At 49.9% G+C, this 26275-nt stretch carries 24 protein-coding genes; 11 read left to right on the forward strand and 13 right to left on the reverse strand.

The features are described 5' to 3' along the window. Positions 1-61: 61 nt before the first annotated feature. Positions 62-916 (reverse strand): pantoate--beta-alanine ligase, encoded by an 855-nt coding sequence (gene panC, locus I0P70_RS08030; protein WP_196116375.1) that lies wholly within the window; start codon positions 914-916, stop codon positions 62-64. Between the two features lie 136 nt (positions 917-1052). Between panC and I0P70_RS08035 the strand changes: the two genes are divergently transcribed. The 3 genes from I0P70_RS08035 (at position 1053) to glmS (ending at position 5161) form a co-directional block, all read left to right on the forward strand. Continuing rightward, the gene (locus I0P70_RS08035; RefSeq protein ID WP_076421293.1) at positions 1053-1868 is read left to right on the forward strand and encodes a glycogen/starch synthase; all 816 of its coding nucleotides are present in this window, start codon (positions 1053-1055) and stop codon (positions 1866-1868) included. Then, positions 1852-3231 carry a DUF4270 domain-containing protein gene (locus tag I0P70_RS08040; protein WP_196116377.1) on the forward strand — a complete coding sequence of 460 codons (1380 nt, stop codon included), beginning with the start codon at positions 1852-1854 and terminating at the stop codon, positions 3229-3231. The genes I0P70_RS08035 and I0P70_RS08040 overlap by 17 nt, the downstream gene beginning before the upstream one ends. A 94-nt stretch (positions 3232-3325) precedes the next feature. Continuing rightward, the gene (glmS, locus tag I0P70_RS08045) at positions 3326-5161 is read left to right on the forward strand and encodes a glutamine--fructose-6-phosphate transaminase (isomerizing) (RefSeq protein WP_196116379.1); all 1836 of its coding nucleotides are present in this window, start codon (positions 3326-3328) and stop codon (positions 5159-5161) included. Between the two features lie 71 nt (positions 5162-5232). On the opposite strand, the gene I0P70_RS08050 is transcribed toward glmS, so the two are convergent. Beyond that, the gene (locus I0P70_RS08050) at positions 5233-5916 is read right to left on the reverse strand and encodes a 3-hydroxyacyl-CoA dehydrogenase family protein (protein WP_196116381.1); all 684 of its coding nucleotides are present in this window, start codon (positions 5914-5916) and stop codon (positions 5233-5235) included. Between the two features lie 49 nt (positions 5917-5965). Between I0P70_RS08050 and I0P70_RS08055 the strand changes: the two genes are divergently transcribed. Then, entirely contained in the window at positions 5966-6346 is a 381-nt protein-coding gene (locus I0P70_RS08055) for a RidA family protein (RefSeq protein ID WP_076421295.1), read from the forward strand. 172 nt (positions 6347-6518) lie between these two features. Beyond that, a complete protein-coding gene (locus I0P70_RS08060; RefSeq protein WP_230392071.1) occupies positions 6519-7202 on the forward strand; it encodes a CbrC family protein in 684 nt (227 codons plus the stop codon). Positions 7203-7320: 118 nt separating this feature from the next. On the opposite strand, the gene I0P70_RS08065 is transcribed toward I0P70_RS08060, so the two are convergent. Further along, positions 7321-8343 carry a YihY/virulence factor BrkB family protein gene (locus tag I0P70_RS08065; RefSeq protein WP_196116383.1) on the reverse strand — a complete coding sequence of 341 codons (1023 nt, stop codon included), beginning with the start codon at positions 8341-8343 and terminating at the stop codon, positions 7321-7323. A gap of 165 nt (positions 8344-8508) precedes the next feature. On the opposite strand from I0P70_RS08065, the gene gltX reads away from it, so the two are divergent. The 4 genes from gltX (at position 8509) to I0P70_RS08085 (ending at position 11795) form a co-directional block, all read left to right on the forward strand. Beyond that, on the forward strand, positions 8509-10050 hold the full coding sequence (gene gltX, locus I0P70_RS08070) for a glutamate--tRNA ligase (protein WP_196116385.1): 1542 nt from the start codon (positions 8509-8511) through the stop codon (positions 10048-10050). A gap of 135 nt (positions 10051-10185) precedes the next feature. After that, positions 10186-10554, forward strand: coding sequence for a hypothetical protein (locus tag I0P70_RS08075; RefSeq protein ID WP_007658382.1), 369 nt, complete (start codon positions 10186-10188; stop codon positions 10552-10554). 44 nt (positions 10555-10598) lie between these two features. After that, the gene (locus tag I0P70_RS08080) at positions 10599-11366 is read left to right on the forward strand and encodes a TIGR00266 family protein (protein ID WP_196116387.1); all 768 of its coding nucleotides are present in this window, start codon (positions 10599-10601) and stop codon (positions 11364-11366) included. 54 nt (positions 11367-11420) lie between these two features. Then, the gene (locus I0P70_RS08085) at positions 11421-11795 is read left to right on the forward strand and encodes a hypothetical protein (protein WP_196116389.1); all 375 of its coding nucleotides are present in this window, start codon (positions 11421-11423) and stop codon (positions 11793-11795) included. Between the two features lie 348 nt (positions 11796-12143). On the opposite strand, the gene I0P70_RS08090 is transcribed toward I0P70_RS08085, so the two are convergent. Then, complete coding sequence (locus I0P70_RS08090) at positions 12144-13643, reverse strand: GH3 auxin-responsive promoter family protein (protein WP_196117014.1); 1500 nt, start codon at positions 13641-13643, stop codon at positions 12144-12146. Positions 13644-13756: 113 nt separating this feature from the next. Next, complete coding sequence (lptB, locus tag I0P70_RS08095) at positions 13757-14488, reverse strand: LPS export ABC transporter ATP-binding protein (protein WP_196116392.1); 732 nt, start codon at positions 14486-14488, stop codon at positions 13757-13759. Positions 14489-14688: 200 nt separating this feature from the next. Between lptB and I0P70_RS08100 the strand changes: the two genes are divergently transcribed. Further along, on the forward strand, positions 14689-15552 hold the full coding sequence (locus tag I0P70_RS08100; RefSeq protein WP_196116395.1) for a glycoside hydrolase family 25 protein: 864 nt from the start codon (positions 14689-14691) through the stop codon (positions 15550-15552). A gap of 73 nt (positions 15553-15625) precedes the next feature. Further along, positions 15626-15910, forward strand: coding sequence for a hypothetical protein (locus I0P70_RS08105; RefSeq protein WP_196116397.1), 285 nt, complete (start codon positions 15626-15628; stop codon positions 15908-15910). Between the two features lie 52 nt (positions 15911-15962). On the opposite strand, the gene recJ is transcribed toward I0P70_RS08105, so the two are convergent. The 8 genes from recJ to I0P70_RS08145 form a co-directional block, all read right to left on the reverse strand. Then, positions 15963-17717 (reverse strand): single-stranded-DNA-specific exonuclease RecJ, encoded by a 1755-nt coding sequence (gene recJ / locus I0P70_RS08110; RefSeq protein WP_196116399.1) that lies wholly within the window; start codon positions 17715-17717, stop codon positions 15963-15965. A 275-nt stretch (positions 17718-17992) separates the two neighbouring features. Then, positions 17993-19828, reverse strand: coding sequence for a tetratricopeptide repeat protein (locus I0P70_RS08115; protein ID WP_230392072.1), 1836 nt, complete (start codon positions 19826-19828; stop codon positions 17993-17995). Positions 19829-19968: 140 nt separating this feature from the next. Beyond that, positions 19969-22074 (reverse strand): peptidylprolyl isomerase, encoded by a 2106-nt coding sequence (locus I0P70_RS08120; protein WP_196116401.1) that lies wholly within the window; start codon positions 22072-22074, stop codon positions 19969-19971. A gap of 74 nt (positions 22075-22148) precedes the next feature. After that, the gene (locus I0P70_RS08125) at positions 22149-23447 is read right to left on the reverse strand and encodes a hemolysin family protein (RefSeq protein ID WP_196116404.1); all 1299 of its coding nucleotides are present in this window, start codon (positions 23445-23447) and stop codon (positions 22149-22151) included. A gap of 13 nt (positions 23448-23460) precedes the next feature. Further along, on the reverse strand, positions 23461-23634 hold the full coding sequence (locus tag I0P70_RS08130; RefSeq protein WP_155800937.1) for a hypothetical protein: 174 nt from the start codon (positions 23632-23634) through the stop codon (positions 23461-23463). Then, positions 23634-24170 (reverse strand): LPS export ABC transporter periplasmic protein LptC, encoded by a 537-nt coding sequence (lptC, locus tag I0P70_RS08135; protein WP_196116406.1) that lies wholly within the window; start codon positions 24168-24170, stop codon positions 23634-23636. Before lptC ends, I0P70_RS08130 begins: the two co-directional genes overlap by 1 nt. 94 nt (positions 24171-24264) lie before the next feature. Further along, entirely contained in the window at positions 24265-25560 is a 1296-nt protein-coding gene (locus I0P70_RS08140; protein WP_196116408.1) for a hypothetical protein, read from the reverse strand. Then, the gene (locus I0P70_RS08145; protein ID WP_196116410.1) at positions 25553-26272 is read right to left on the reverse strand and encodes a type III pantothenate kinase; all 720 of its coding nucleotides are present in this window, start codon (positions 26270-26272) and stop codon (positions 25553-25555) included. The genes I0P70_RS08140 and I0P70_RS08145 overlap by 8 nt, the downstream gene beginning before the upstream one ends. Positions 26273-26275: the final 3 nt, after the last annotated feature.

Here is a 26275-nt window from a genome sequence, read left to right on the forward strand (position 1 = left end):
TAGCTGCAGATAAACTACCAGCGTCTTAGCATCTTCTTAAGCCTTTACAATCCCAAACAAATCAGCCCTCCTTTAGATTCACGAGCATGTTGTCGATCAGCCGCACCTCCCCCACAAAAGCGGCAATGCAAAGCGCCACTTCTTCTTGACCGCTTATGTCCTGGAGCGGCTGCAGGGTAAGACTGTCCACTATTTCGAAGTACTCCAGCTCAAGCTCTTCTACCTGCTGCAGCTGGTGCGCTACCTCGCTCCTGATGACTGCCACTGGCTTCTGCTTCAGATCGGCTGCGGCCATTTGCAGTGCTTTGTAAAGCTGCGGTGCCTGTTGGCGTTGGGTATCGCTCAGGCGCTTGTTGCGTGAGGACATGGCCAATCCGTCGGCTTCGCGCACGGTCGGATAGCACACCAGCTCCAGGTCAAAGCTCAGGGCACGCACCAGCTGTCGCACAATGGCCACCTGCTGCAAATCCTTTTGCCCGAAATACGCCTTGTGTGGCTGCACGATATGGAAAAGTTTGCTTACCACAGTCGCCACTCCGTTGAAGTGCCCCGGGCGATGTGCGCCCTCCATCACCGCTTCGAGTATTCCGAAACTAAACTGCAGCACAGACTGTTGTGGATATATCTCCTCCGCACTGGGGGCGAACAGGTAGTCGCAGCCAACGCTTTGCAGCAGGCTGATATCCTGCTCGAGTGTGCGGGGGTATAGCTTATAATCAGAGGCGCTATTGAATTGAGTCGGATTCACAAACACACTACAGATCGTCACGTCATTCTCGCGTGCCGAGGCGCGCAACAGCTGCAGGTGCCCTTCGTGCAGGGCGCCCATGGTAGGCACAAAACCAATGCGCTTGCCGCCGCAACGCAGCGCCGCCACAGTGGCCCTAAGGGCTGACACCTGCTCTATAACTTCCATATTAATAGGTATAAATGATGCAATTGCTGAAAGCCGGCAAAAGTAGGTTATAGAACATTAAATTGAAAATTAGAATAAAAAATACTAATTTTGCACGTCCCATTACTGTTGCTTATTAAATTTTAATTACATACTCATGTCTAAATTGCGAATCCTGTACGCCGCCACCGAAATCCTTCCTTTCCTTCAAACCACTAAAGTAGCAGAATTTCTGAACACGCTACCGCAGAGTATGCAGGAGAGAGGTATGGAGATCCGCATCTTTGTACCCAAGTTCGGTATAATAAACGAGCGTAAAAACCGTTTGCATGAGGTAGTTCGCCTGTCAGGCATCAACATCGCCGTGGGTGATGACGAGAAGCCGCTTGTTATTAAGGTAGCCTCTATCCCAAATGCCAAGCTGCAGGTATATTTTATCGATAACGAAGACTATTTCCAGCGCAAGTCCGTTTTTGTGGATAAGAACAACAACTTCCACCAGGACAATGACGAGCGTGCCATCTTCTTCTGCAAGGGTGTACTCGAAACAGTGAAGAAACTGGGCTGGCAGCCGGATATCGTACATTGCAACGACTGGATGACCGGTCTGATTCCAATGTACCTGAAAACTACTTACAAGAAAGACCCGATCTTTAAGGATTCGAAGTCTATCTTTACGGTTTACAACCACGAGTACAAGCACAAGTTTAACGGCGACCTGCTCGAGAAAGTAAAAATGCTTGATATCGATGACAGCATGCTGGCCTCTTTGCAGGAAGCGGACCTGGACAGCTTTATCAAGGTTGGCATGGAGTACGCTGACTCTGTGATCAAGACAAATGAGAACTTCGGCGAAAACATCAGCGCCCTGTTCAATGAATTTGTTGAGACAAACAAGAACATCAATACCATTAGTGCCGACGACAACCTGTGTGATTCATACTTCAACCTATATAATGAACTCAGCCGTTAGGAGATTACTCTTATTCTTCTTTTCATTTGCCGCTCTTACAGCCTGCGAAGACCCAAAAGACATCGGACTCGAACTACAGGACGAAAACCTGATAGGTACCGAGTTTACTGATACCCTTACTATCCGGACCGGAACTGTGTTTCAGGGGGACTCGATCCTTTCGTTCCGTTCACAGCCGCCTTTGCTAGGCCAGTATGTGGATCCGGTGTTGGGTAAGGTGCGTGCCAGCACAATCACGGAGGTGGCAATCAACGGTACCGGCTTAAACTTCGGCGCAGGTGCCAGAGCAGACTCGCTGGTACTTACACTTGACTATTCGTTTAAGTATGCGGACACCCTGAAGACGATGCAGGTAAATGTGCATCGTGTGACAGGTGCTTTTGACGAGAGAACCTCTTACTTCACCAACACTCCTTTTGCTTACGACTCTAACCCCGTTGGTTCGAAAGCTTTTCTGCCTCGCATAGATACAGAAAGGGCGGAGAATGTGACGACAAAGAAGACGAGACTGCTGAAGATAAAACTGAGTAGCGAGCTGGCAAACGAGTTTATGGCCCAGTCAGGCCAGGCGGGTTTAGCAGACCAGGCCGGTTTCTCTAACTTTTTCAGAGGTCTTGCACTAACAGTGCCTGAAGGCGAGAATGCAAGCATAGTAGGTCTGACACTGGGTAGCACTAATACGAGCCTGACACTGCACTATACCACAGCCGAAGGCACTGCCAGACAGCATAACTTTTTGCTGGGCGCAGGCAATTACTTTACTCAGATATCATCTGACCGCACAGGCACTGCCGTTGCTGAGCTGCAGTCGAATGGGGACTTTGTACCTGCCAGCGAAACAGGCGGAGATTCTTATATACAGGCGGGCACGCAACTGCTTAGTAAGATCACAATCCCTCACCTGGAAAAATTCAAGGATATCCCAGGCACCCTGATCATCAACCGGGCCGAGCTGATCATACCTGTGAAAGCGGCTTCTTCGGAGAACAACCTGCCGAGACCTCCTCAATTGGCTTTGTATGAAACCAACAATGCCAACCAGTTTTTGCGAGACATAACAGGTACTGTACGTGCGGTGCAGCAGGATGGTGTCAATCCACTGGATACCCGAGTGCCAGCTTTGGTGGTTAGTAGCCGCAAGAATGGCGTCGATTATTATACCCTGAATGTGACCAGTTACCTGCAGGGTGTGATGATGGGCCTGAAGCAAAACAACGGATTGATGCTGGGCGCTGTCGCGGCTGCTTCGCAGTCAGACGGAACCGTATCTATTCGTCCGGAAACGCGTCCTTACCGTGCCATTGTGACAAACAATGAAGCAAACCCAGTAAGGCTCCTGATATACTATTCGAAGCTACAATAGTATCGCGCAAATATTAAGCAGATACTTTATACATTATAAAGAAAAAGGTACCTTTGCAGGTACCTTTATTTTTTTTACTGAAACTTAATACTATATGTGCGGAATTGTAGCGTACGTAGGGCATAGAGATGCTTGCCCTATTGTCCTTAAGGGCTTGAAACGACTTGAATACAGAGGCTATGACAGCGCAGGCATAGCCCTGATGAACGGAGGCCTGAACGTCTTCAAAAGAAAAGGCAAGGTAAGCGACCTTGAGGAGTTTATTGCAGATAAAGATGTGCACGGCAGCATCGGCATGGGCCATACTCGTTGGGCTACCCACGGTGAGCCAAACGATGTCAATGCACACCCACACTACTCTAGCTCCAAGAACATTGCCATCATCCACAACGGCATCATCGAGAACTACGCTTCCCTGAAGCAGCTCCTGATCCAAAAAGGCCATACCTTCCAGTCCGAAACGGATTCGGAGGTTTTCATCAACTTAATTGAAGACATTAAGCAAAACAGTAACTGCTCACTGGCAGAGGCGGTGCGCCTGGCCCTGCACGAAGTAGTAGGAGCTTATGCTATTGTGGTGCTCTCTAAGGAAGACCAGAACCAACTTATCGCTGCCCGTAAGGGTAGCCCGTTGGTAGTAGGTATAGGCGAAGGCGAGTACTTCCTTGCCTCTGACGCTACCCCAATCATTGAGTATACCAACGATGTGGTGTATGTGAACGACTACGAACTGGTAGTGATCAAAAACGGTGAGTTGGAGATCCGTACCAAAGAGGACGTGGTGCAAACACCTTACGTTCAGCGCCTTGAAATGGCCCTGGAGTCGATTGAGAAAGGCGGCTACCCTCACTTCATGCTGAAGGAGATATTTGAGCAACCTCGCTCTATCCTCGACAGCATGCGTGGTCGTATGATCGCGGAGAGCAATCACCTGATGATGGGTGGCATCCGTGAGTTTGAGAACAAATTTGTGAATGCAGACCGTATCCTGATCGTGGCTTGCGGCACGTCCTGGCATGCCGGTCTGGTGGCCGAGTATCTGATCGAGGACTTGGCTCGCATACCTGTGGAAGTAGAGTATGCATCAGAGTTCCGTTACCGCAACCCGATCATCAGCGAGCGTGACATTGTAGTGGCTATTTCACAGTCTGGCGAAACAGCTGACACACTGGCCGCACTGGAGCTGGCCAAGTCGAAAGGTGCTACAATATTCGGTATCTGCAACGTGGTAGGTTCTTCTATCGCCCGTGCTACGGATGCGGGTGCTTATACCCACGCTGGCCCTGAGATCGGTGTAGCCTCCACAAAGGCCTTCACTGCGCAGGTTACCGTGCTTTCGTTGATTGCCATGATCATTGGCAGCAAGCGTGGCACGCTGGAAACAACCAAACTGCACCAGTTGATGGTGGAGCTGGAGAGCATTCCGGCCAAAGTAGAGAAAGCACTGGAGCTAAACGACCAGATCATCAAGATTTCGGAGCAGTACAAAGACGCTACAAACTTCCTATACCTGGGTCGTGGCTATAACTTCCCGGTTGCACTGGAAGGCGCCCTGAAGCTGAAAGAAATCTCTTACATCCATGCCGAAGGCTACCCTGCCGCTGAGATGAAGCACGGTCCGATCGCCTTGATCGACGAGCAGATGCCGGTGGTGGTAATCGCTACCAAGGACAGCTCTTACGAGAAGATTGTATCGAACATACAGGAGGTGAAGGCCCGCAAAGGCAAGATCATCGCTGTTGTAACCGAAGGCGACACGACTATACCTGCCATGGCGGATCACGTGATCGAGATTCCAGAAACGAGCGAGCACCTGGTGCCATTGTTGTCTGTTATTCCGCTGCAATTGCTGTCTTACCACATCGCGGTAATGCGCGGTTGCAATGTAGACCAGCCTCGTAACTTGGCGAAGTCTGTGACAGTAGAGTAATCGATTAATAGTTATAAAAAAGGGCCAGCGACTAATCAGTTGCTGGCCCTTTTGCTTTATGATGAACTATCTTAGAAACTAAACTTCTCTCCTCTCAAATACTTTGTCTTGAGTAATGGGCAAATCTTATAGCGCTCTTCTCTGGTGTCTTCGTACATCGCCTCCAACACCTGGTATACATTGTCTATACCTATCGCATTCGCCCATTCAAATGGTCCGTGCGGATAGTTAGTACCCAGTTTCATACCCAAATCGATATCCTGAATAGAGGCAGTGCCTTCCTGCAAGGTATAGCAGGCTTCGTTAATGATCATACATAGAATGCGCGGTGTGGCCATACCTGCACGGTCTTCTACTAACTGATATTCCGTGCCAAGTTGTTCGCATACCTGTTTCAGTTTCTCGGCATCCTCTTGCTCGTATAGGCTTACCTCCAGCACCGGGCGGTTAAAGAGGGTTGGCAGTCCATTGAAACCGAATAAGGTGCAGATCCTTTCTAAACCTGATTCACGCACCAGCGAAGCTAACTGCTTCGTCACGGCCTGGCAGAACACGATTTGATCTGGGCCATAATCGCTCAGGCGCTCCGGCTCTTGGTGCAGCAGGAAGTCAAAAACAACATCGCCAGGCTTGAGCTGATCATCGGTCAGGTGGCGGCTATGCAGAAAGGTATAGGTATTGCCGTTGACTCCTTCCGGAAATTTCTGTTTAAACTCAGCGGCCATTTCATCGCCAGACAAAACAAGTATGTGCATATTTCTGTACTTTTGATGGGTAAAGATACACATTAAAACTAATCGGACTATGAACCATACCATTATCAAGTCGGCCAACGCGCCAGCCGCTATCGGCCCCTACAGCCAGGCAACACTTCACAACGGCATCATGTACGTTTCGGGCCAAATCCCACTAGACCCGCAAAGCGGAGAGCTGGTAAGCGGCACTATTGAGGAGGAAACGCACCAGGTGATGAAAAACCTATCCGCTATTCTGCAGGAGGCCGGCATGGGCTTCGACAATGTGCTTAAGTGCTCCATCTTCGTAAAAGACCTGGGCAACTTCGCCAAAATAAACGAGGTATACGGCAGCTACTTCAGCTCTAACCCGCCTGCCCGTGAGACGGTAGAGGTAAGCCGCTTGCCGAAAGATGTGAATGTAGAGATTTCCTGTATTGCAGCTTTGTAAGCAGTACCAAATTTTAAGAGCTATACCTTTAGCCATGCCAATGGATAAGGGTATAGCTCTTAATTATTATATAGTATATTCGGCAATCCGGTTACGGTTGTCTGTCGAAATCGACAAATAACCGTATGTCTATTCCGTTTAGCTACAAGTTGTATGTGATGTTAGTTATTACATGAAGAGAACGCTACATATTTTATTGTCTTTAATCTTCCTAATACCTCTGATTTATATTGGAAGCTTAGTACTAGAAAAATTTAATTTTGTTAGCTCCTTCACAAAGAATAACAGCAAAACCTTTAGTATTGAAACGAACAGCGATATAAAAGAAATGAATAGCTTACCCTTATTCAAATATAATCCTCACGCTGAAAAGCTTGGAATTATTAAAAAGGAAAATACCAGCTGTCCTGCCTGTGAACGGAAAAGAGAATATGTTTATAATGGGCCATTCTATTCAGAAGACCAAGTTAAAGGTATTTGTCCATGGTGTATTAAAGATGGGACGGCTGCAAGCAAATATGAAGGGGCATTCCAAGACGCTGAATCTTGCGAAGATGTTGATAAGCAAGAATACCTTGTAGAACTGACCACCAGAACACCAGGGTACTCAGGTTGGCAACAGGAAAGATGGCTTAGCCATTGTGGTGATTTTTGTGCATTGAAGGGCTATGTTGGCTGGCAAGAAATAAAATACATGAAGGACGAGTTGACTAAAGACCTTGATGAAATCAAGTCTGACTATAATCTGACACAGGAACAGCTTGAAAAGTATTTAGTCAACAATGGAAGCTTGCAAGGTTATCTATTCGAATGTTTGCATTGTGGTAAACATCGAATAACAGTTGACACAGACTAAAAAAACAACGTCATACAACACAGTTCAATAATATAGGCTTCGGCTTTGCCTCGCCCACATTATGCACGATTACCGTTACGCCTCACCACCAGCTATACCAACACATTATACCGCCCTCTCAAATCCCCTCCCCCATTGACTTATCATGTTCATCTGACTTGGCAGCTTCCTTCGCTTCCTCTTCCCCATAAATGTCCTTGGTAAACTTACCCGGCTCAGCATTCACGGCCGTATGGCCTACTTCTATTTCCTGCCGGATAAAGCGCACGGCATACTCGGCGGGATAAATATTGAAGCCGTATTTGCGGGAGTAAACAAACGTGAACACAGCCCCGAAAAAGATGATCTGAGAGGTATAGAACACCCACAGCAGAATCACAATAACCGAACCGGCCGCTCCATAAATGGACGTAATGTTGCTCGTGCCCAGGTATAGCCCGATGATTTCGCGACCAATGGCGAACAGCAAAGAGGTAACCAGCGCTCCCACCCATACATCGCGCCACCTTATTTTGGCATCGGGCAGAAAGCGATAGATACAGCCGAACATAAAGGTCATGAGCAGAAAGCCTGACACCAGATTGACACCCCGCAGCACATACACAAACCAGCCCGCCAGCCGCGCCGCCAGGAAATCGCCGATAGCCACCAATATGGTATTGGCCAGCAACGATACGATGAGCAGAATGGCAATGGCCAAAATCATGGCAAAGGACAGGAAGCGGTCAAGAATCAGCTTAACGTAGCCGCGCTTGGGGGCTGGTCGCACGTACCATACCTCGTTGAGCGAGTCCTGCAACGAAACAAACACACCCGTAGCCGCTATGAAAAGTGTGAAAACGATGACAACAGTGGCGAGGTTAAAATCGGTGATATCGTTGATGCTCTCGACCATGCGCTGCACCGCAAAAGCCGCCTCCGAGCCAACCATCTCTCTGATTTGATAGTAGATTTCCCCTGAAACAGCTTGTTCACCAAAGAAGTATCCGGTGGCGTTGATGATGATCAGCAGAATAGGCGGCAGCGCGAAGATGGTATAATAAGCCAAAGCAGCCCCCTTCTGGAAGGAGTTGTTCTCAATAAACTCAAGGCTGGTTTCTTTAAGCAGGCACCAGATATTTTTGAGCGTTTGGCGGGGCATGGAGTCGTGTTTGGCCTTGTCTTAAACTGATACGCAAATCAAATGTTATGTTTGTGCAGGCTCTTATCAAAGCTACAGGGCAGAGAAAGCAACACCTTACCGAAACGAGAATTTATTTTGTACCTTTGTGGCATCATTTGCAATGCCTTTTTGAAATAACCATACATGGAAAGAGAAGTTAGAGTACGCTTTGCCCCGAGCCCGACAGGGCCTCTCCATATCGGCGGTGTTCGCACGGCCCTTTACAACTTTTTGCTCGCCAAGAAAACCGGCGGCAAAATGATCCTGCGCATCGAGGACACAGACCAGAACCGTTTTGTGCCAGGTGCTGAAGATTATATCCGTGAGTCGCTGGAGTGGTGCGGCATTGAGCTGGACGAGAGCCCATGGAACGGTGGCCCTTACGCCCCATACCGCCAGTCGGAGCGCAAGCCGATGTACATGCAGTATGCCATGCAGCTGATCGAGAGCGGCCATGCTTACTATGCTTTTGATACGGCTGAGGAGCTGGACGAAATGCGTGAGCGCCTGAAAGCTGCCAAAGTAGCTACGCCGCAATACAACGCCATCACCCGCATGACGATGAAAAACTCGCTCACCCTACCAGAGGATGAAGTGAAGCGTCGTCTGGAGTCAGGTGACCCGTATGTGATCCGACTGAAAGTGCCGCGCAAAGAAGAGGTACGCTTGAAAGACCTTATTCGCGGCTGGGTAATGGTACACTCTTCTGCCATTGATGATAAAGTATTGATGAAGTCGGACGGTATGCCGACATACCACCTGGCCAACATCGTGGATGACCACCTGATGCAGATCACACACGTGATTCGCGGCGAGGAGTGGTTGCCATCGGCGCCGCTGCACGTGTTGCTATACCGCTACCTCGGCTGGGAAGACACCATGCCAGAGTTTGCGCACCTGCCGCTGTTGCTCAAGCCTGACGGCAACGGCAAACTGAGCAAGCGTGACGGCGACAAGCTGGGCTTCCCGGTGTTCCCGCTTCGCTGGGAGGATCCGTTCTCAGGCGAAATCTCTTCCGGATACCGTGAGGCGGGCTATATTCCGGAGGCGTTCATTAACTTCCTTGCTTTCCTGGGCTGGAACCCGGGCACGCAGCAGGAGATCTTCTCGATGGAGGAGCTGGCAAATGAATTCACGATCGAGCGTATCGGTAAGTCCGGTACCCGTTTTGATATACAGAAAGCACGTTGGTTCAACGAGCAATACCTGCGCGCCAAACCAGACGCTGAACTGGCAGGCTACCTGCTGAAGGCATTGGAAGAGCATGGCATTACGTGCTCACCTGAGAAAGCCGAGAAGATTGCCGGTCTAATGAAAGAGCGTGTGAGCTTCCCGCAGGAGTTCTGGCGCGAGGCGGCCTACTTCTTCGTGGCTCCTACTGAGTACAGCGAGAAAGTAGCTTCTAAGAAGTGGAACAGCCAGGCGGTGGCCGTTTTCACTGATTTCCGCAACGAGCTGTCGACCCTGAGCGACTTCAATGCCGACACAGTGAAGGACTTGCTGGTAAGTATCCTGGAGCGTCACGGCATGAAGATCGGTATGGTGATGCAGGCGCTTCGTCTGGCTGTGACAGGAGCTGAGGCTGGTCCTGACCTGATGCAGATCATTGAGGTGATTGGCCGTGAGGAAACACAGAACCGTATAGACGCTGCCATCAGTGCCCTGAGTCAGTACGCAACAGCTTAGGCTATATCGTATACCTGAACATAAGCGGCTATTCCGAAGGGGATAGCCGCTTTTTTTATACCTGCCCGCTATACCTGCCTGTAACTATTTAGCCGTTTCGCCTTATACTTCAGTGAGAACTATGAAGACCAGATTATGGCTAAGAATAAAAAAGAGAACAAAAGCTCCAAGAAGAAAACGCGGGTGCATAAAGACCTCGAGGGTTTTGAGATTAAAGTGAACCAGCAGGGCGAGATCATGTCGAACTACTCTATCGACCAGATCAATGAATTTCTGAACAAGAATGTGGAGGACAAAAAACTGGTAAAGCGGGATGCCGCCGAGAAAGCAAAAAAAGAGGAAGAAGAGTTTCATATAGAGGAGGGCGAGGAAGTAGAGGAAACCGACGAGGACTTCGTGAAAGGCACCAGCTCCGTTTCGGACGACGAGGACGACAAAGACCTGCCGAAGGCCCGTCGAAAAAAAGGTCGCGGAGATGAGGACGAGGACGATGAAGAGGATTAGATAATTTACTATCTTGTCTATCTGAACATCAAGTCCTAAAAACTATGAGAAACGCACACGAAATCGACTTCCGCATTTTCGGTAATGACATACAGGTACTCGAAATCGAGCTCGATCCCAATGAAACGGTTATAGCCGAGGCCGGCGCCATGGTATACATGGAAGAAGGCATCGACTTTCAAACAAAAATGGGAGACGACTCTAATCCGAGCCAGGGCTTTTTGGGCAAACTGGTTTCGGCTGGCAGCCGCCTGATCACGGGTGAGTCGCTGTTTATGACTCACTTTACACACCGTGGCTATGGCAAGAGCCGGGTGGCTTTTTCGGCCCCTTACCCCGGCACCATCCTCCCCCTCGACCTGCAGCAACTCAGCGGAAACACCCTCATTGCGCAAAAAGATGCTTTTCTGGCAGCGGCTTTAGGAACAAAGCTAGCCATGCACTTTAACCAGAAGCTGGGCTCCGGCTTCTTCGGTGGTGAGGGTTTCATTCTGCAGCGACTCTCAGGTGATGGTTTAGCCTTTCTGCATGCGGGTGGCACCATCGTAGAGAAAGAGCTAAACAACGAGACCCTTCGCGTGGATACGGGCTGTGTGGTAGCCTTTGAGCAAGGTATAGACTTTAGCATTCAGCGCGCCGGCGGACTCAAGTCCATGATCTTTGGCGGCGAAGGCATTTTCCTGGCCACATTGCGCGGCACTGGTCGAGTGTGGTTGCAGTCTATGCCTGTGAAGAAGCTGATTGAAGCACTAATGCCACATGGTGAGAATGCCAAGAAGGAAGGCGGCTTTATGAGTAGCTTTCTGGAGTAAGGGGTAATTAATAATGAGTAATGATGAATAAGTAATTTTTGGAAGCCTCTATAAATGGAAATACATCATAAGTTGAAAAAACAAGGGGGTAAAGTACTTCCTTATACTTACTTCATCGGGTTAGCTGCATTCTGGTTCTTCGGGGACCTAATTGCCGTACAGCGCTTCAGTTTTGTTGCCCTTGGCCTTGTGGTCGCTCTTGCTATTCAGGTATTGTGGCAGAATAAAGTCGCCGGCACCTGTCTGGGCTTATTCGCTTCAGCAGTCAGCTTTGTAGCTTTTTTAGCGACTTTGTCAGAGTTTAATGATTTTGAAGTTGTTACCCAAAGTGCTATTCATCTGATAGTAGTTGGCTCTGTACTTTCACTGTGCGGGCTTGCTATGGGGCTTGTATTGACAATCACAAATATCAGAAAGTTGTCAATTTAATTATTAGATTCACTAATCCAGACAGAAAAGAAACACAAGATGACCTTAGAAATAAAGAATACCTGGAACAGCCTAAACCGTGTGTTGACCATTATTAACCTCGTTTTATTAATGGTGTTAACGGCGCAGGGCTTTGACTACAAAAAGGTGAGAGGCAAAACGGTACCCATATACCTGAATGTAGCACTTCTGTTGGTGCTAGGCTTTACTGTATCAGTGACAATTTACGGATTGCTTAGATAGCGGCTATACCTGAGGTATAGGCTAGAAGTGAAAATGCCCGGCAGGTTATACCTATCGGGCATTTTTATTATCATTTCGAACGCTGCTGAGAAATCGTAGGAGCGTTTAATTCTTCACGTTCGCTAAGCCACTAACTTCCATTATCTCCTCCAGATACTCCCGCGTATTGCTGAGCCTTGGCACCTTGTGCTGACCACCTAGCTTGCCTTTTTTGCTGAGCCAGTTCATGAACGTGCCTTTTGGGGCGGCATGCACGATAGGTTCTTGCAGGGCGATGTCGTTCTGGCGTTTGGCGTCGTAGTCGGAGTTGATCTCGCGCAGGGTTTCGTCCAGCACCTGGGTGAAGCGGGGCAGGTTGTCGGGCTCTTTCTCAAACTCAATCAGCCATTCGTGCCCGCCACGCTTGCCGCTTTCCATGTACACAGGTGCGGCCGTGAAGTTGGAGATGATCGCTCCAGTAGCTTCGCAGGCCTTTGTAATGGCCACTTCGGCATTCTCCACGATCACTTCTTCGCCAAAGGCGTTGATGAAGTGCTTCGTGCGGCCTGATATCTTGATGCGGTATGGGCTCAGGTTGGTGAAACGTACCGTATCACCGATCTTGTATCGCCACAGGCCGGCATTGGTCGAGATCACGATGGCATAGTTCTTACCCAGTTCTACCTGATCCAGCGTAAGTGTTTTGGGGTTCTCCTCCTCGAACTGGTCCATCGGGATGAACTCGTAGTACACGCCATAGTCGAGCATGAGTAGCATTTCGTCTTCCGTGTCGCGCTGGTCCTGTATACCAAAAAAGCCTTCGGAGGCATTGTATACTTCCAGGTAGTGCATCTGAGCAGAAGGTATGATTTCTTTGAACAACTGGCGATAAGGCCCAAAAGCCACAGCTCCGTGTGTGAAGAGTTCTAAGTTAGGCCATACCTCCAGGATGTTCTTTTTGCCTGTTACCTCCAGTATTCGTTTCAACAGCACGTAAGTCCAAGTCGGCACACCGCTCAGGCTGGTCACGTTTTCCGGTACGGTTACCTCCACCATCTTCTCGATCTTTTCCTCCCACTTGTCCATGAGGGCTACTTTGAGCGGTGGTGTGCGCATGGCCTCGGCCCAGATCGGCAGGTTTTGCATGATCACTGCCGACACGTCGCCGCAGGAGGTCTTGGCATTGAACTCGTTAGGATGATGCGTGCCTCCGATAGAGAGGCCCTTGCCTGTGAAAAGCTTGGTATCAGGGTAGTTGTTAACGTAGAGCGAAAGCATGTCCTTGCCGCCCTTGTAGTGGCAGTCTTCCAGCGACTCCGGGCTGACAGGTATAAACTTGCTTCGGGCGTTGGTAGTGCCTGAGGATTTGGCGAACCATTCAATCTTGCTTGGCCACAGAATATTCTGTTCGCCCTTCATCACCCGCTCTATGTATGGATATAGGTCTTCGTAAGTCGCAATCGGCACACGCTCCTGAAAGGTCTTCACCGACTTTGTATCGCCGAAGCCATACTTCTTGCCAAACTCCGTGCCTTTCGCCGTACTGATCAGGTCCTGAAAGAGTTCGTTCTGCACTTCATGCGGGTATTTCCGAAACAGATCAATGTCATGAATCCGCTTCTTCATTACCCACGTCACGATAGAATTGATTATCTCCAAAGTATAATGGCTAAAGGTTTAAACTGCTTTTCCTATCACTGAACTTGCAAACATTAGCCTTGTAATATACTTATTCCAGACTAAATCTTCCGTTTTAATTCAAAGTGTTTTCCGAGGTATACGCGGCGTACTTGTTCGTCGGCGGCTAGTTCTTCGGCAGTGCCTGACTTCAGGATTTTGCCCTCAAACAGCAGGTAAGCGCGGTCGGTGATGGAAAGGGTTTCGTTTACGTTGTGGTCCGTGATAAGGATACCGATGTTTTTGCTCTTGAGCTTGGCTACGATGCTCTGGATTTCCTCTACCGCAATCGGGTCTACACCGGCGAAGGGTTCATCCAACAGTACGAACTTGGGATCTACAGCAAGGGCACGGGCGATTTCGGTACGGCGGCGTTCACCACCCGATAGCACAATGCCTTTGTTCTTGCGTACGTGCGTCAGCGAGAACTCTTCCAGCAGTTCCTCCACCTTCTCCAGTTGCTCCTTCTTCGGGCGATTAGTCATCTCCAGTGGGGCCAGGATGTTTTCCTCTACTGTCAGTTGCCGGAACACTGAGGCCTCCTGCGCCAGATAGCCTACGCCGCGCTTGGCACGCTGGTACATCGGCAGGTCAGTGATATCTTCTTTGTCCAGGTATATCCGGCCTTCATTCGGCTTCACAAGGCCTACAATCATATAAAACGAAGTCGTCTTACCAGCACCGTTCGGTCCCAGCAACCCGACGATCTCGCCTTGGTTTACTTCCACGCTTACGTCATTCACGACCATGCGCGACTTATATTTTTTATATAGATTTTCGGCTCTTAGTATCATGGGGCTAATTTAAGCATTCTTGACCCGTCCTGCAATGCAGTAATCCTGCCAAGTTTTATACCTGTCCGGAGCAGGTATAACAGCAGATGCACTTTCCGATATATTCAAAAAATTAAATTTTATAAATGAAATTTTTCTGAGCAAGCCGTTGTTAGTGTCGCGTCTTCTTATTAGTTTGGAATTCCGATTAACCAGCCTTTATGATGTTTTCTTTACTTTACCTGGCCGCCCACAAGATGGCTTATTCTGGCTTATTGCTCTCGTTGCTGTTTACCGGTCTTCCTTCTGGAAATTCCGATAATACAAAAAACAACGGTGCCACAGCCAAAAGCACAGGGGCTACCACTAAAACCACGCTGATCACCTCCTCAAGCCTGAAAGGTATTGATGTGTCGAAGTGGCAGAAAGAGGTGGACTGGGACCAGGTGCGGGACGCGGGCGTATCGTTTGCGTTTGTAAAGGCAACACAGGACGACTACAGGTTGGACCCATACTTTGCCCGCAACTGGGAGGAAACGAAGCGTGTAGGCATCAAGCGCGGTGCTTATCACTTCTTTATACCTGCCGCTCCGGTGCAGGGCCAGATCGAGATGTTCATCAACACGGTGGAACTGCACGAAGGCGACCTGCCTCCTGTATTGGATGTGGAAGTAATTGAGAAGCATACCTCTCCCGCAGACATGCGAAAAAACATGCGCATCTGGCTCGAAGCCGTCACAGCGCACTACGGTGTAAAACCCATCATCTATACCAATCAGAATTTCTACCGCCGCTGGCTGCAGGGCCATTTCAAGGACTATCATTTCTGGATTGCCCGCTACAACACCATTGAGCCCGACATTCACCACGAAGACAAGTGGCTTTTCTGGCAGTATACCGACACAGGCAAGCTGGCAGGCATAAATGCTGCTATCGATCTAAACTACTTTGCAGGCGATATGAACAGCCTAAACCTGATGTGCGTGCCACCTAAGCTCATACCATACCCTGAGAAGGTGATATTAACTGAGCTTGAGCAACTGCCTGCCGTCAAGCTTCTGGCAAACAACATCGATGAACCGTAACATGTAAAACGGGCGCTGCCATAACACTGCAGCGCCCGTTTTAAGTTTTATAGGTCTTTTGTAACTTGAGTTAATGAAAACAGGATTTGCTTCTGTGTTGATCGGCGTGATCGGGCTAGCTCTGATTACCTATTTCTACTATCAGGCTGAAGAAAGCCAGGTAGACCTAGGTGATGTGCAGCACACTGTGGTAAGCTATCCCTTGAGCTTCCCTATGGCAATGTCGCTGTTTGCAGTGGAAGCAATGGGCGTTATACTTGGCTATTTCGCCTTCAGGAGCCGGTATGTCAAGCTGGGGTTATCAGGTATAGGGCTGTGCGCGCTTTGCCTGATCCTCCTTTATGGGTACGCATTTTAGAGTTTGGGTAATCCTCTCCTTATACCTGAGATAGGTACGATTCTCCTCTTTACTACTTTAACATCCGGATGTCCTTGATGCGTAGCTGCAGCGTCACATTTCCTCTGAACTCGTTTTCTTCTATGGTGTAGCACACATCAAAGGGTATACCTTTCGAGATGAACTTGAAGTAGTCGCCAAAGCCGAAGCCGATGGCATCGATGTCGTAGAAGCCGTCCTGTGTCAGGCGCAGCTTCAGGTGGCTGTCACCAACTACACGCACCGCGCCTGTATCGTACACACATTCCGACACAAACACAGGCTTCATGTTGCCCGGTCCAAAAGGCTCCATCTGCTTCACGATGTTGTAGAAGTTCTGGGTGATCTGATTGAGTCTGATCTTCGCATCTACTTCTATCTGCGGAATTTTTTGGTCTTCGGTAATGGTGCGGGATACGACCTCTTCAAAGCGCTGCCTGAAGGCTGGCACGTTTTCTACAGGCAGTGTAAGGCCTGCCGCATACATATGTCCTCCGAACTGGTCGAGCAGGTCTGAGCAGCTCTCAATGGCATCGTGCACGTTGAAGCCATGCACCGAACGGGCCGAGCCAGAAGCCTTGCCATTAGATTGCGTCAGGATGATCGTAGGGCGGTAGTAATGATCGATGCAGCGCGATGCCACAATTCCGATCACACCTTTGTGCCAGTTTTCCTTGTAGAGTACCGTAGAATTGGCGTTGCGCAGAAACTCGTCCTCGGCGATCATCTGCAGCGCCTCTTTGGTGATATTCGAGTCTTTGTCGCGGCGCTCTTTGTTGGATTCGTTGATGATGTCGGCCATCTCAAAGGCCTCTGCCTTGGTCTGGGCCAGCAGCATCCGCACAGATCGCTTCGCATCGCCCATACGCCCAGCTGCATTGATGCGTGGCGCAAAGCCGAACACGACACTCGTAATGTCCATATCCCCGGTTATACCTGCCAGTTCCTTCAGTGCTGCCAATCCCGGACGCAGGGGGCCTGGTCCGTTGATCAGCTGCAGGCCAAAGTAAGCCAGAATACGGTTCTCGCCCGTGATCGGCACAATGTCGGCAGCGATACTCACCACCAGCAGGTCGAGCAGTTTAAATGCCTCTTCCTGCGGTATACCCTGCTGAAAGCAAAAGGCTTGTATCAGTTTAAAGCCAACGCCACAGCCAGAGAGTTCTTTATAAGGGTACGGACAGTCGATCTGTTTCGGATCCAGTACGGCCACCGCCTGCGGGATATCCTCGTCGGGCAGGTGGTGGTCACAGATGATGAAGTCTATACCTAACGATCTGGCATAAGCTACTTTGTCAGCCGACTTAATGCCACAGTCGAGGCTGATGATAAGCGAAAAGCCTTGCTCAGCGGCATAGTCTATACCTTGCGTGGATACGCCGTAGCCCTCCTTATACCTGTCGGGGATGTAATATTCGAGTTGGCCGGGTTGGGTAAGTGAATGCAGGAAGCTATACATAAGCGCCACAGAGGTGGTGCCGTCTACGTCGTAGTCGCCGTAAACTAGTATGCGCTCGGAACGGTGCAGTGCCTCCACTATGCGGTCGACGGCAAGTTGCATGTCCTTCATCAGGAAAGGGTCGTGCAGATCAAGCAGACTGGGGCGGAAAAAGGCTTTTGCTTCCTCGAATGTACAGATAGAGCGCTGGCACAATACATCGGCCAGTGTGGTGCTGATCCGGAGCGACTCGGCCAGTTGATTGATTGCCTCCGGCGCTACGCTTTTATTGTATACCCACCTTTTCTCCATATGCTGCTTCACAAATAAACCCGAAGCAAAGGTAGTCATTTTACACAGGATTTGGGTCCGTCACAACCCATTGCACAGCACCTTTCCGCCATTTTTTGTAATTTGCAGCTTCACAATACCCCAGATCATGAAACGCCTCAGAGAAATTTATGAGCAGTATAAGAATTACTCGCTCGACCTGATCATGTATGGATTCTTTATCCTCTTTATCCTGATCCTGTTTATTTTCTTTTCATAGCAACGCGCCTATACGCACTTACCTGTAGTGTATACCTGGCCAGCTCAGGTATAGCCCAGAATCAAATCAGTATTCGCTAGTTCACTACCGGCGCATCGCCACGAAGCTTCCGGAAGCGCTTGCGTGCCTCAGCCACATAAATGCTGCCCTGGTGCTTCACCAGAAACTCGTTGTATAACTCCTGTGCCTTCTGCGTGTCTTTCAGGCTCTCTTCATAGATATAAGCCATACGGTACAGGGCATCATCGCTCAGAATATCGGCGGGAGCACTCACCACTTTCTCCAGGCTCGCAATGGCTTTGTCAAATGCACCCGTGCGCTCGTAGATGCTGGCTTTGCGAAAATGAATCTCGTCGGTCAGGCTGTGCCCCGGGAACTTCTGCAGCATGGCATCCAACCTGTTTTGTGCCTCGTCCAGCTTGTTCTGGAAGACGAGCAGTTCGATGGCCGCATATTCTTCCATTGCCACAGTAGAGGTGTCCAGACCCGTGTTATCGGTAATGAGCAGGCTCAGGTCCATGGCGTCATTGGCGATCTCACGGCTGGTGGCCAGCTTCAGGATGTCGAGGTGAGCCTGTGCCAGTTCGAAGTCGCCTTTGTAATAGTTAAGCCGGGCGTTGCGCAGCTTCGCCTCGTGCCCGATCGGCGTCTCCTTGTGCGATTTCTCTACCTGCGAGTACAGCAGGGTCGATTCCCAGGGCTCTCCTTTTAGCAGGTATATATCGCCCAGCGTGAGCTTACTCTCAGCTACAAAGTCGGGCTTAGCCCGTGGCGTTTTGATAGCCTCGTGCAGCAACTCAATGGCTTTGTCCTTTTCATCCAGGTGAAAGGCATACAAATTCGCCATGTGCTGCAATACTTCTACTGTCTGGGCATTGCGTCCCACTTCAACCAGCAGTGCTTCATAGTCTGATATCAGTGCCCTGATCTTGTCCAGGTCAACCGGGAAAGTATTTTCTACCTGCTCTTCGCGGGCATTAATCAGTCGCTGCCTGGCGATCAGGTAGTAAGGACCGTCCGGATATTCTTTGATGATGTACTCATAGGCTTCGATGGCACCCTGGTAGTCATTGTTGCGGGCACTGATAGCTCCCAGCTCCATCACACGGGTACCGCCGCTGCGCGTGCGCTTGTCCACGGAGCGGGCCTGCAGCAGGGCGCTGTAGAAGTCACGACGCTGGATGTAGAGCCAGATCAGCAGTTCGTTGTAAGCCAGCAGGTCGGGATTTTGCTGTACCCGGGTAATCAATTCTTTCTCCAGCGCATCAAAGGCCTTCTCGTCCTGCATGCTGTTCTGCAGCATGTTCTGCACATAAATCAGATCACTTTCGTTTTCCTGCAACAGGTTAAGCGCCTCTCCGATCAGGTTCTCGTGCTTCTGCCGGAAGGTATAGAGCGCTATGAGTGAACGGTTGTGCTCATAAGGATTCTTACTCAACTCACGGCCGCGCAGGTAGGCTCTTTCTGCGTAGTCAAATAGCTCGTGCTGCACAAATACGCTGGCTGCAGCTACCACCTCCTCTTGCTTGAGCTGTGCGATCAGTTTGTCGAAGTGCTTTTCCGCAGCCGCCTTGTCGCCGGACGCCTGGTATACGATGCCTAAGTCTATGTTGTAGTTCACCTGCCCCGGATAGCGCTTGATGGTGCGCTTCACCAGCTTCTCAGCTTCTTTGTGGTTATTCTGCGCCAACAGGGTTTTCAGGTAGTCAGGGTATACCGTGTGGAACAGGCGTTCGTCGTTGATCAGTTTACTGTAGATGGTCTCGGCTTTCTGGTACTCTCCTTTGCTGAGGTACTCCCGTGCCAGCGCCAGTTCCTGGTTCTGCGCCATAGAAAAGGGCACTGCCAGCACCACGAACAGGAGCATAAACAGCAGGCGCGACAAATAGGTATGAACAGGTATAAGCATCATCTATTACAACGTGTAAGCGGTCTTTTTGATATGGGCATATCACCCGAAAATGAAGATAGCCAATAATTTTCGTTTGGCCATAAACAGAAAAGGGCCGCTCCTCCCGGAACAGCCCTTTTCGTATACCTATCGTGCAGGTCTTAGAAGAATCTTACACGGTTGTCTTTGATGTCAGCTTTCTCTTTGATCGCCTCAAACGCGTTGGTTTCTACGCGCGATGTGCGGGTGTTTACCAGCTGCGTCTTCACGCCGGAAAGATCCTGTGCATCCGGAGCATTAGTCAGGTTGATCAACTCAACTACTACAACACCACCTTGTCCTTCGATAGGAGCGGTACGGCTGCCTGGCTTCAAGCCAAACGCTCTACCGATCGCTACTGGCTCCAGGCCCAGGCCAGGTATAGCACCAGAAGCAAGCGATACTTCCTCAGCGTCTCTGATGATCGCATCCGGACCGTAGTTAGCAGCAATCTGGTCTAATGAACCCGACGCACCTTTTAGCTTCGCGATGATCTGCTGTGCTTTCACCTCATTACGAACGGCGGCAGTCAGCTCTTCTTTTACATCCTCAATCTTGGCATAGCCTTTCTCGCGCTTGCCAGTCAAAGTAGCGATTACGTACTGGTCGTTGATCTCGAACACAGGTGATACATCACCTACAGATGTGTCTTTTGAGTAAGCCCAGCGCACCAGTTCTCTGGCATTGCTCAGGTTACCTACCAACACGTTGTTTTTGCCTACGTTAGCAGCCTCTTCTACAGAAAGGGCTTCGTTTTTCTTCACATTCTCTCTGAACTCCTGCGTTGAGCCACTGGTACCAGCCAGTTCGTCAGCCATGGCATACGCCTGGTCACGGGTAGCGTCGCTGGCATCAAGTGAGCGCTGTACGGCAGCCACTTTGTAAGTACGCTTCGACTTAGGAGCCGTTATCTTAATGATGTGGTAGCCATACTCTGTTTCAACCGGAGCTGGAAGCAGGCCTTCAGATGTAGCGCCAAACACAGCTTTTTCAAAAGCTGGCACCATGCGGCCTTCTGTGAAGTAACCCAGGTCACCGCCAGTTGCAGCAGTTCCGTCAGAACCGTGCTGAGCAGCCATAGCCGCGAAGTCAGCACCGTTTCTGATCTGCGTCTGGATGTCTTTTGCCTTGGCAAGGGCTGCCTGCTTCGCCTCAGGTGAGTCGTTCTCTGGCTTGATCAGGATGTGGCTGGCACGAGCAGTGTTTGTGCTACCGTCTCTGATGTCCATAATCTTGTACAAAGCATAGGTATCGCCATTGTTGTATGGTCCGTATACCTTGCCTTCTTCCAGCGGCGCGATTTCGTGCAGTTGCTCAGGCAGCTCTGCTGTGTGCAGGTAAGTGCCGTCGTATGGCAGGTCTGAGTGCGTGTTCACGAAAGCCGAGTCATTGGTAGAGGCTGTGAACTGCGCTGTCAGGTCTTTTAACTCCTCCTGGAAGTAGTTCATGTCTTCGGTAGAAGCAGCAACCGGAACGGTCACAAACTCCAGCGTACGGCCATCTTCTACTTTGTAAAGCTCTTTGTTGCGCTCGTAGTAGTCTTTCAGCTGCGCGTCTGTCACGCTTACAGCAGAGTCAGCGATCGAGAAGTAAGGAACATACAACACTTTCATGTTAGCGATCGTGTTCTGCGCCTCGAAGTGCTTCTTCGCTTCAGCTGTTGTTACATATACCGACTTGGACAGCAAGTTGCTGTACTTCGTCTGGATGCGGTCGTTGAGAATGCTCTGCTCGAAGTTAACCCACATCGGACGACCACCGGTCTGGTCCAGGTTCTGCAGGTACTGCACCACCTGAGTACGGTCAAACTCACCGGTTTGTGGGTTAGTGAATGCCTGGCGAACAGATGGGTGGATGTTGTTACCCTGTACCATATCGGCCAGTTCTTCTTCCGATACCTGAATGCCCAGGCGATCGTACTCTTTCTGCAAGGCGATCTGGAAGATTAGCTGGTTCCAGGCTTGCTCACGCATCATGGCCATTTCGCTCTCGGTGGCAGCACGCTGTACCTGTCCTTCGTATTGGGCCTTGATCTGCTGGAACACCATATCGAAGCGCTGGTAGTCGATTTTCTCACCTGCTATTTCGCCTACGGTAGTCGTATCATTACCTAAAAGTCTGGAGTTTGGCCCTAATAGGTCGCCGCCTACTACAAATACGCCAAGTCCAATGGCGATAGCGCCAACAGCCCAACCCGACTTTTCTCTAATCTTGTTAATTAATGCCATGTGTTATACGAATGATAAAGGATGTGCAAAATAAGGTTAATCGTGCAAAAATTCAAAATTTTGTGTGCAACTGTTTAAAATACGCCATCTGCCTGTAAGTCTGGATCTTTGAAGAGCTTCACAGCATTGATGCGGTTATCATCCATCGACAGGATCGTGATCGTGAAAGGTCGCAGTTCCACCACATCGCCCGGCTTCGGTATCTCACCCAGTACAGAGAAGATAAGTCCACCCAGGGTTTCAAAGTCCCCTTCCGGCAGGTTGAGCTCGTATTTATCGTTGAGGTAGTCGATCTCGTGGCGGGCGCTCAGCAGGTAGAGGTGCTTCGCCGGGAATACTTGCTCGAGTAAGGCTTCGTAGTCGTACTCGTCCTGTATCTCCCCTACGATCTCCTCGATCACGTCCTCCACCGTCACAATGCCTGACGTGCCACCAAACTCGTCCACCACCACCGCCACAGTGCGGTGTTCGGTGCCGAAGCGCAAAAACAACTCGCTGGCCAGCATACTCTCCGGCACCAGACTCACAGGCGACAGGATCTCCCGTATCTGGCGTGGCTGCTGAAACATGGCCAGCTGGTGACAGTAACCGATGATATTGTCAATAGAGTCTTCGTAAACCAATATCTTGGAATGCCCTGTCTGGATAAATGTGTCGCGCAGCAATTCTACCGACTCGTTCACCTCGACCGCTTCTACCTCTGTGCGGGGCACCATGCACTCTTTCACCCGCACTTTTTTAAACTCAAGCGCATTATGAAATATCTCCTGGTTTACCTCAGGAGCTCCCTCCTCTACCGGATTGTACAGCCTGTTCTTGATGTAGGCGTTCAGGTCCGTTACCCCAAACACCGGGTGCTCGTCTGAAAACTCGATCTTCAGTATCCGCTCAGCGATCCATTTGCTCAGACTTACCAGCACGATCACAACAGGGTATAGCAGATAGTGCAGCACCAGCATAGGTATAGCCAGCACATCCAGCATACGGTTTGGGTTAATGGCAAAGAGGCTGCGCGGCAGAAACTCAGCTGTGAGCAGTACGATAACCGAAGCTACCAGTACCTGAAGCAGCAGTATAAGGGGTGCCAGTTGCATTGCATTTGGCAAGAAGGCCTGAAACAAGGTATAGAGGATACCTGCTATCACGAAGCCATATAGCACCAATGAGATCACATAGCCGATCAGTGTGGTACCCATCAGCCTGGCAGGATGCCGGAGCAGGTGCGTCAGGATGCGGCCGGAGAGTACGTTGTTTTTCTCGTCGAGCTCTATCTGCAGCTTATTGGCTGCCGTAAAAGCGATCTCTATACCTGAGAAAAAAGCACAGGCCAGCAGCGCAACAAACAACAACAGTATCTGGTCGGGGTCTATCATAAGATGCTGCAGACTATTCGGTCTGTTTCTTCTTGCGGTAATGGTACACGATGTACAGCATAAAGCCGATCATGTAGATCCAGTAATTGCCTGCTATGTCAGACTCTTGTATACTTCTGTGCACGCCAATCACCATGGCCACAAAAGCTAACGATAGTAAAATAGTATTAACCAGTTTTTGGTTCATTATTCCTTCAGGCTGAATACGCCCGTCACTTTTTTGATTCTATAATTTGTAAAGTCCTGGTTCGCCTCCAGGCCGTGACCCATCAGAATTTCCTCAGGCGTCGTGATCTTAACAAACTTGTCTGTATAGATCTGGGCTTTGGCTTTGTTCCAGTAAAGCTCCTCTGTCTCTAGTTTTTCCTGCTTCTGCAGGTTGTGCACAATCACGTTGCCCCGCACCAGGTATAGGTCCTTGTTTCGCTCCTGCTTGCCGTAGTTGGCCCGCAGCGTAGAGGTCACGCTCTCTCCCTTTTCCAGAAACTCGACATCAATTCCGTCCGGAAAAATCATATCGCCGTTTTCGTAGTCTGCCTGCATGGGTGCCTGCAGCCTGATGAGTACCTTGGCTGAGTCGCTGTAGAGCGTCAGCACATTGGCTGTCTCCCTAAACGGGCCATCATATTTCTTTTCCTGGTCCGGGTCTCTCAGGTCTGTACCGCAAGCAGCTGTCAACATGACTAGCAAAGCGATCAGCACTGAAAAAATAGATCTCGGCATGCTTTTTTACTTATCTAAAGTGAAGATACTAAAAATTAAAAAAGACCGTCGTCAGAACGGCCTGTTTTAATAATGCTTTTAAGGTCAGAATAGTTTACTCTATCCTGCGTTTTACAAACCAGCGTGTATTAACTGTCACGCCCGCACCGAACTGAAAGTAGTCCTCAGCGATCAGGCCGTTGTCTGTTGTGCCTCTCTTGCCGTAGCCCATCATGATGTTAAACTGGTAAGGCGGTTCGAAATAATTGCCTCGCCCGATCGGGAGCGTCAGACCACCTGTAACAGCCATGTCCTTGATGTTTTCTCCGTTGATCACATACGGGCTCTGGCCATAGCGAAGACCGGCACGATAGGTTACGCGCTTCAGGTAGCTGTCGATGGCAGTAGGGTTAGGCGTATACTCTCCGCCCAGGCTGATTTTGTAGCTGTTGCCCATTCTCTGCTCCCCATCCAGGTTGCGGTAGTCAGACCAGTCCTGCATCATAAACTCCGTACCGATGGTCAGGTTAGATCCATTGTCGTAGCTGATGGAAGCGTTCAGACTTGGTGGAACATTCACGGAAGTTTCTACACTGTCAGGCAGCATAGGACTTCCCTTGAGGGCATCTCCCAGGTCACGGCGCTCGTAAGCAGACATCCGCTTCGCATTCATGTCCACGCCCAGGGTATAAACTGCACCCGCGCTCAGAAAAGCCTTATCGGCGACTTTCTTACGGTAGTTGGCTCCGGCTCTGAAAAGGAAATCAGTATAACGGGTACGCTCTACATAGGCAACCCGCTCCAGCGAGGTGTTGCTGATGGAGGTATCAGCTACGATGGAAGAAGATTCCTGAGAAATAGTACCAAACAGGTAGGAGGCGCTTGCTCCGATTGTCAGTCCATTCACGATCCGGAAACCATGCCCGAAGTAGATCTCTGAAATCCCGCCTTCGCCGCTGTACTCGTTTATCACAACTGCTTCCTGCCGGTTAGGCAGCGAGCCCATGTTTCTGATGTTATAGTCAACCGAGCTGTAGGGTCTCAGGCTAACGGCTGAGCTCCAGCGCTTGGTAATAGGCACTCCCAGTGTCAGGTAAGACAAGTTGGCATCGCCATCTCGCTGTGACTGGGTCGAGTTTCTGAGGGTTTTATACCTGCCAGCTATACCGACATCAAATACAGTAATGCTGTTGTAGTATAGCAATGCCGGGTTTGCCGTGTTGGAATGGAAGCTGTTGCCTGTGCTTACGCCCACATCGCCCATGCCTGCCGTTCTTAAGTTACCTAAGTTTGTGTTGAGTTCTCCCAGTCCGTAACGGGAATAAGGCGAGTTACCGATGCTTTGCGCCTGCACGCCCTGCGCCAGGCACAGCACGGATGCGCAAATAAGTAAACGGAGCGTTTTATACATTATGTCTTAATATTCTTTGAAGCCCAATCAGGACCAGTTCAGGAATTACAAAGATGGGGCGTTTTATGGTACTTTCAAAAAATCCTGCGTCTCCTCCACAAAGTATAACCACCAGTTTATCTGATTTTTGGCGATATGCGCTGATTATACCTGCCACTTCCGCCACTGTACCGCCCAGCACACCGCTCTCCAGTGACTCCTGCGTGGTCTGCCCGATCAAAGGAAAGTTTTCGTGGATTCCTTGTACTAACGGAAGGCGGCCTGTAAAATTATGCAGCGCCTTGAATTTCATTTGGATGCCGGGTGCTATACCTCCGCCCTGGTAATGACCACGTTCATCAATGAAGTCGTACGTGATCGCCGTACCCGCATCAATGGTCAGGCAATTGCGGCCCGGGAAGAAATAATTTGCCGCCACAGCCGCTGCAATACGGTCTGCCCCAAGCGTCTCCGGTGTTTTGTAATCGTTAGAAACAGGCAGGGCTGTCTGCGCCGAAAGCAACACGATGCTTCCGGACACTGACAGCCCTGCTTGGATCTTTGCTGCGTCACCACTTACTGAGGCGATAATGGCATGGTCAAAGGACTGGGATGCTACCTCATGCGGTAAACCTTCCTGCTCTTTGAAATTCCCTTGCGAGACAAGGGTATCATCTTCAAAAATGCCGTATTTGCCCCCCGTATTACCGATGTCAATAGCGATGCTGCGCATATA

The organism is Pontibacter sp. FD36 (genome assembly GCF_015686655.1).
Lineage (GTDB): Bacteria > Bacteroidota > Bacteroidia > Cytophagales > Hymenobacteraceae > Pontibacter.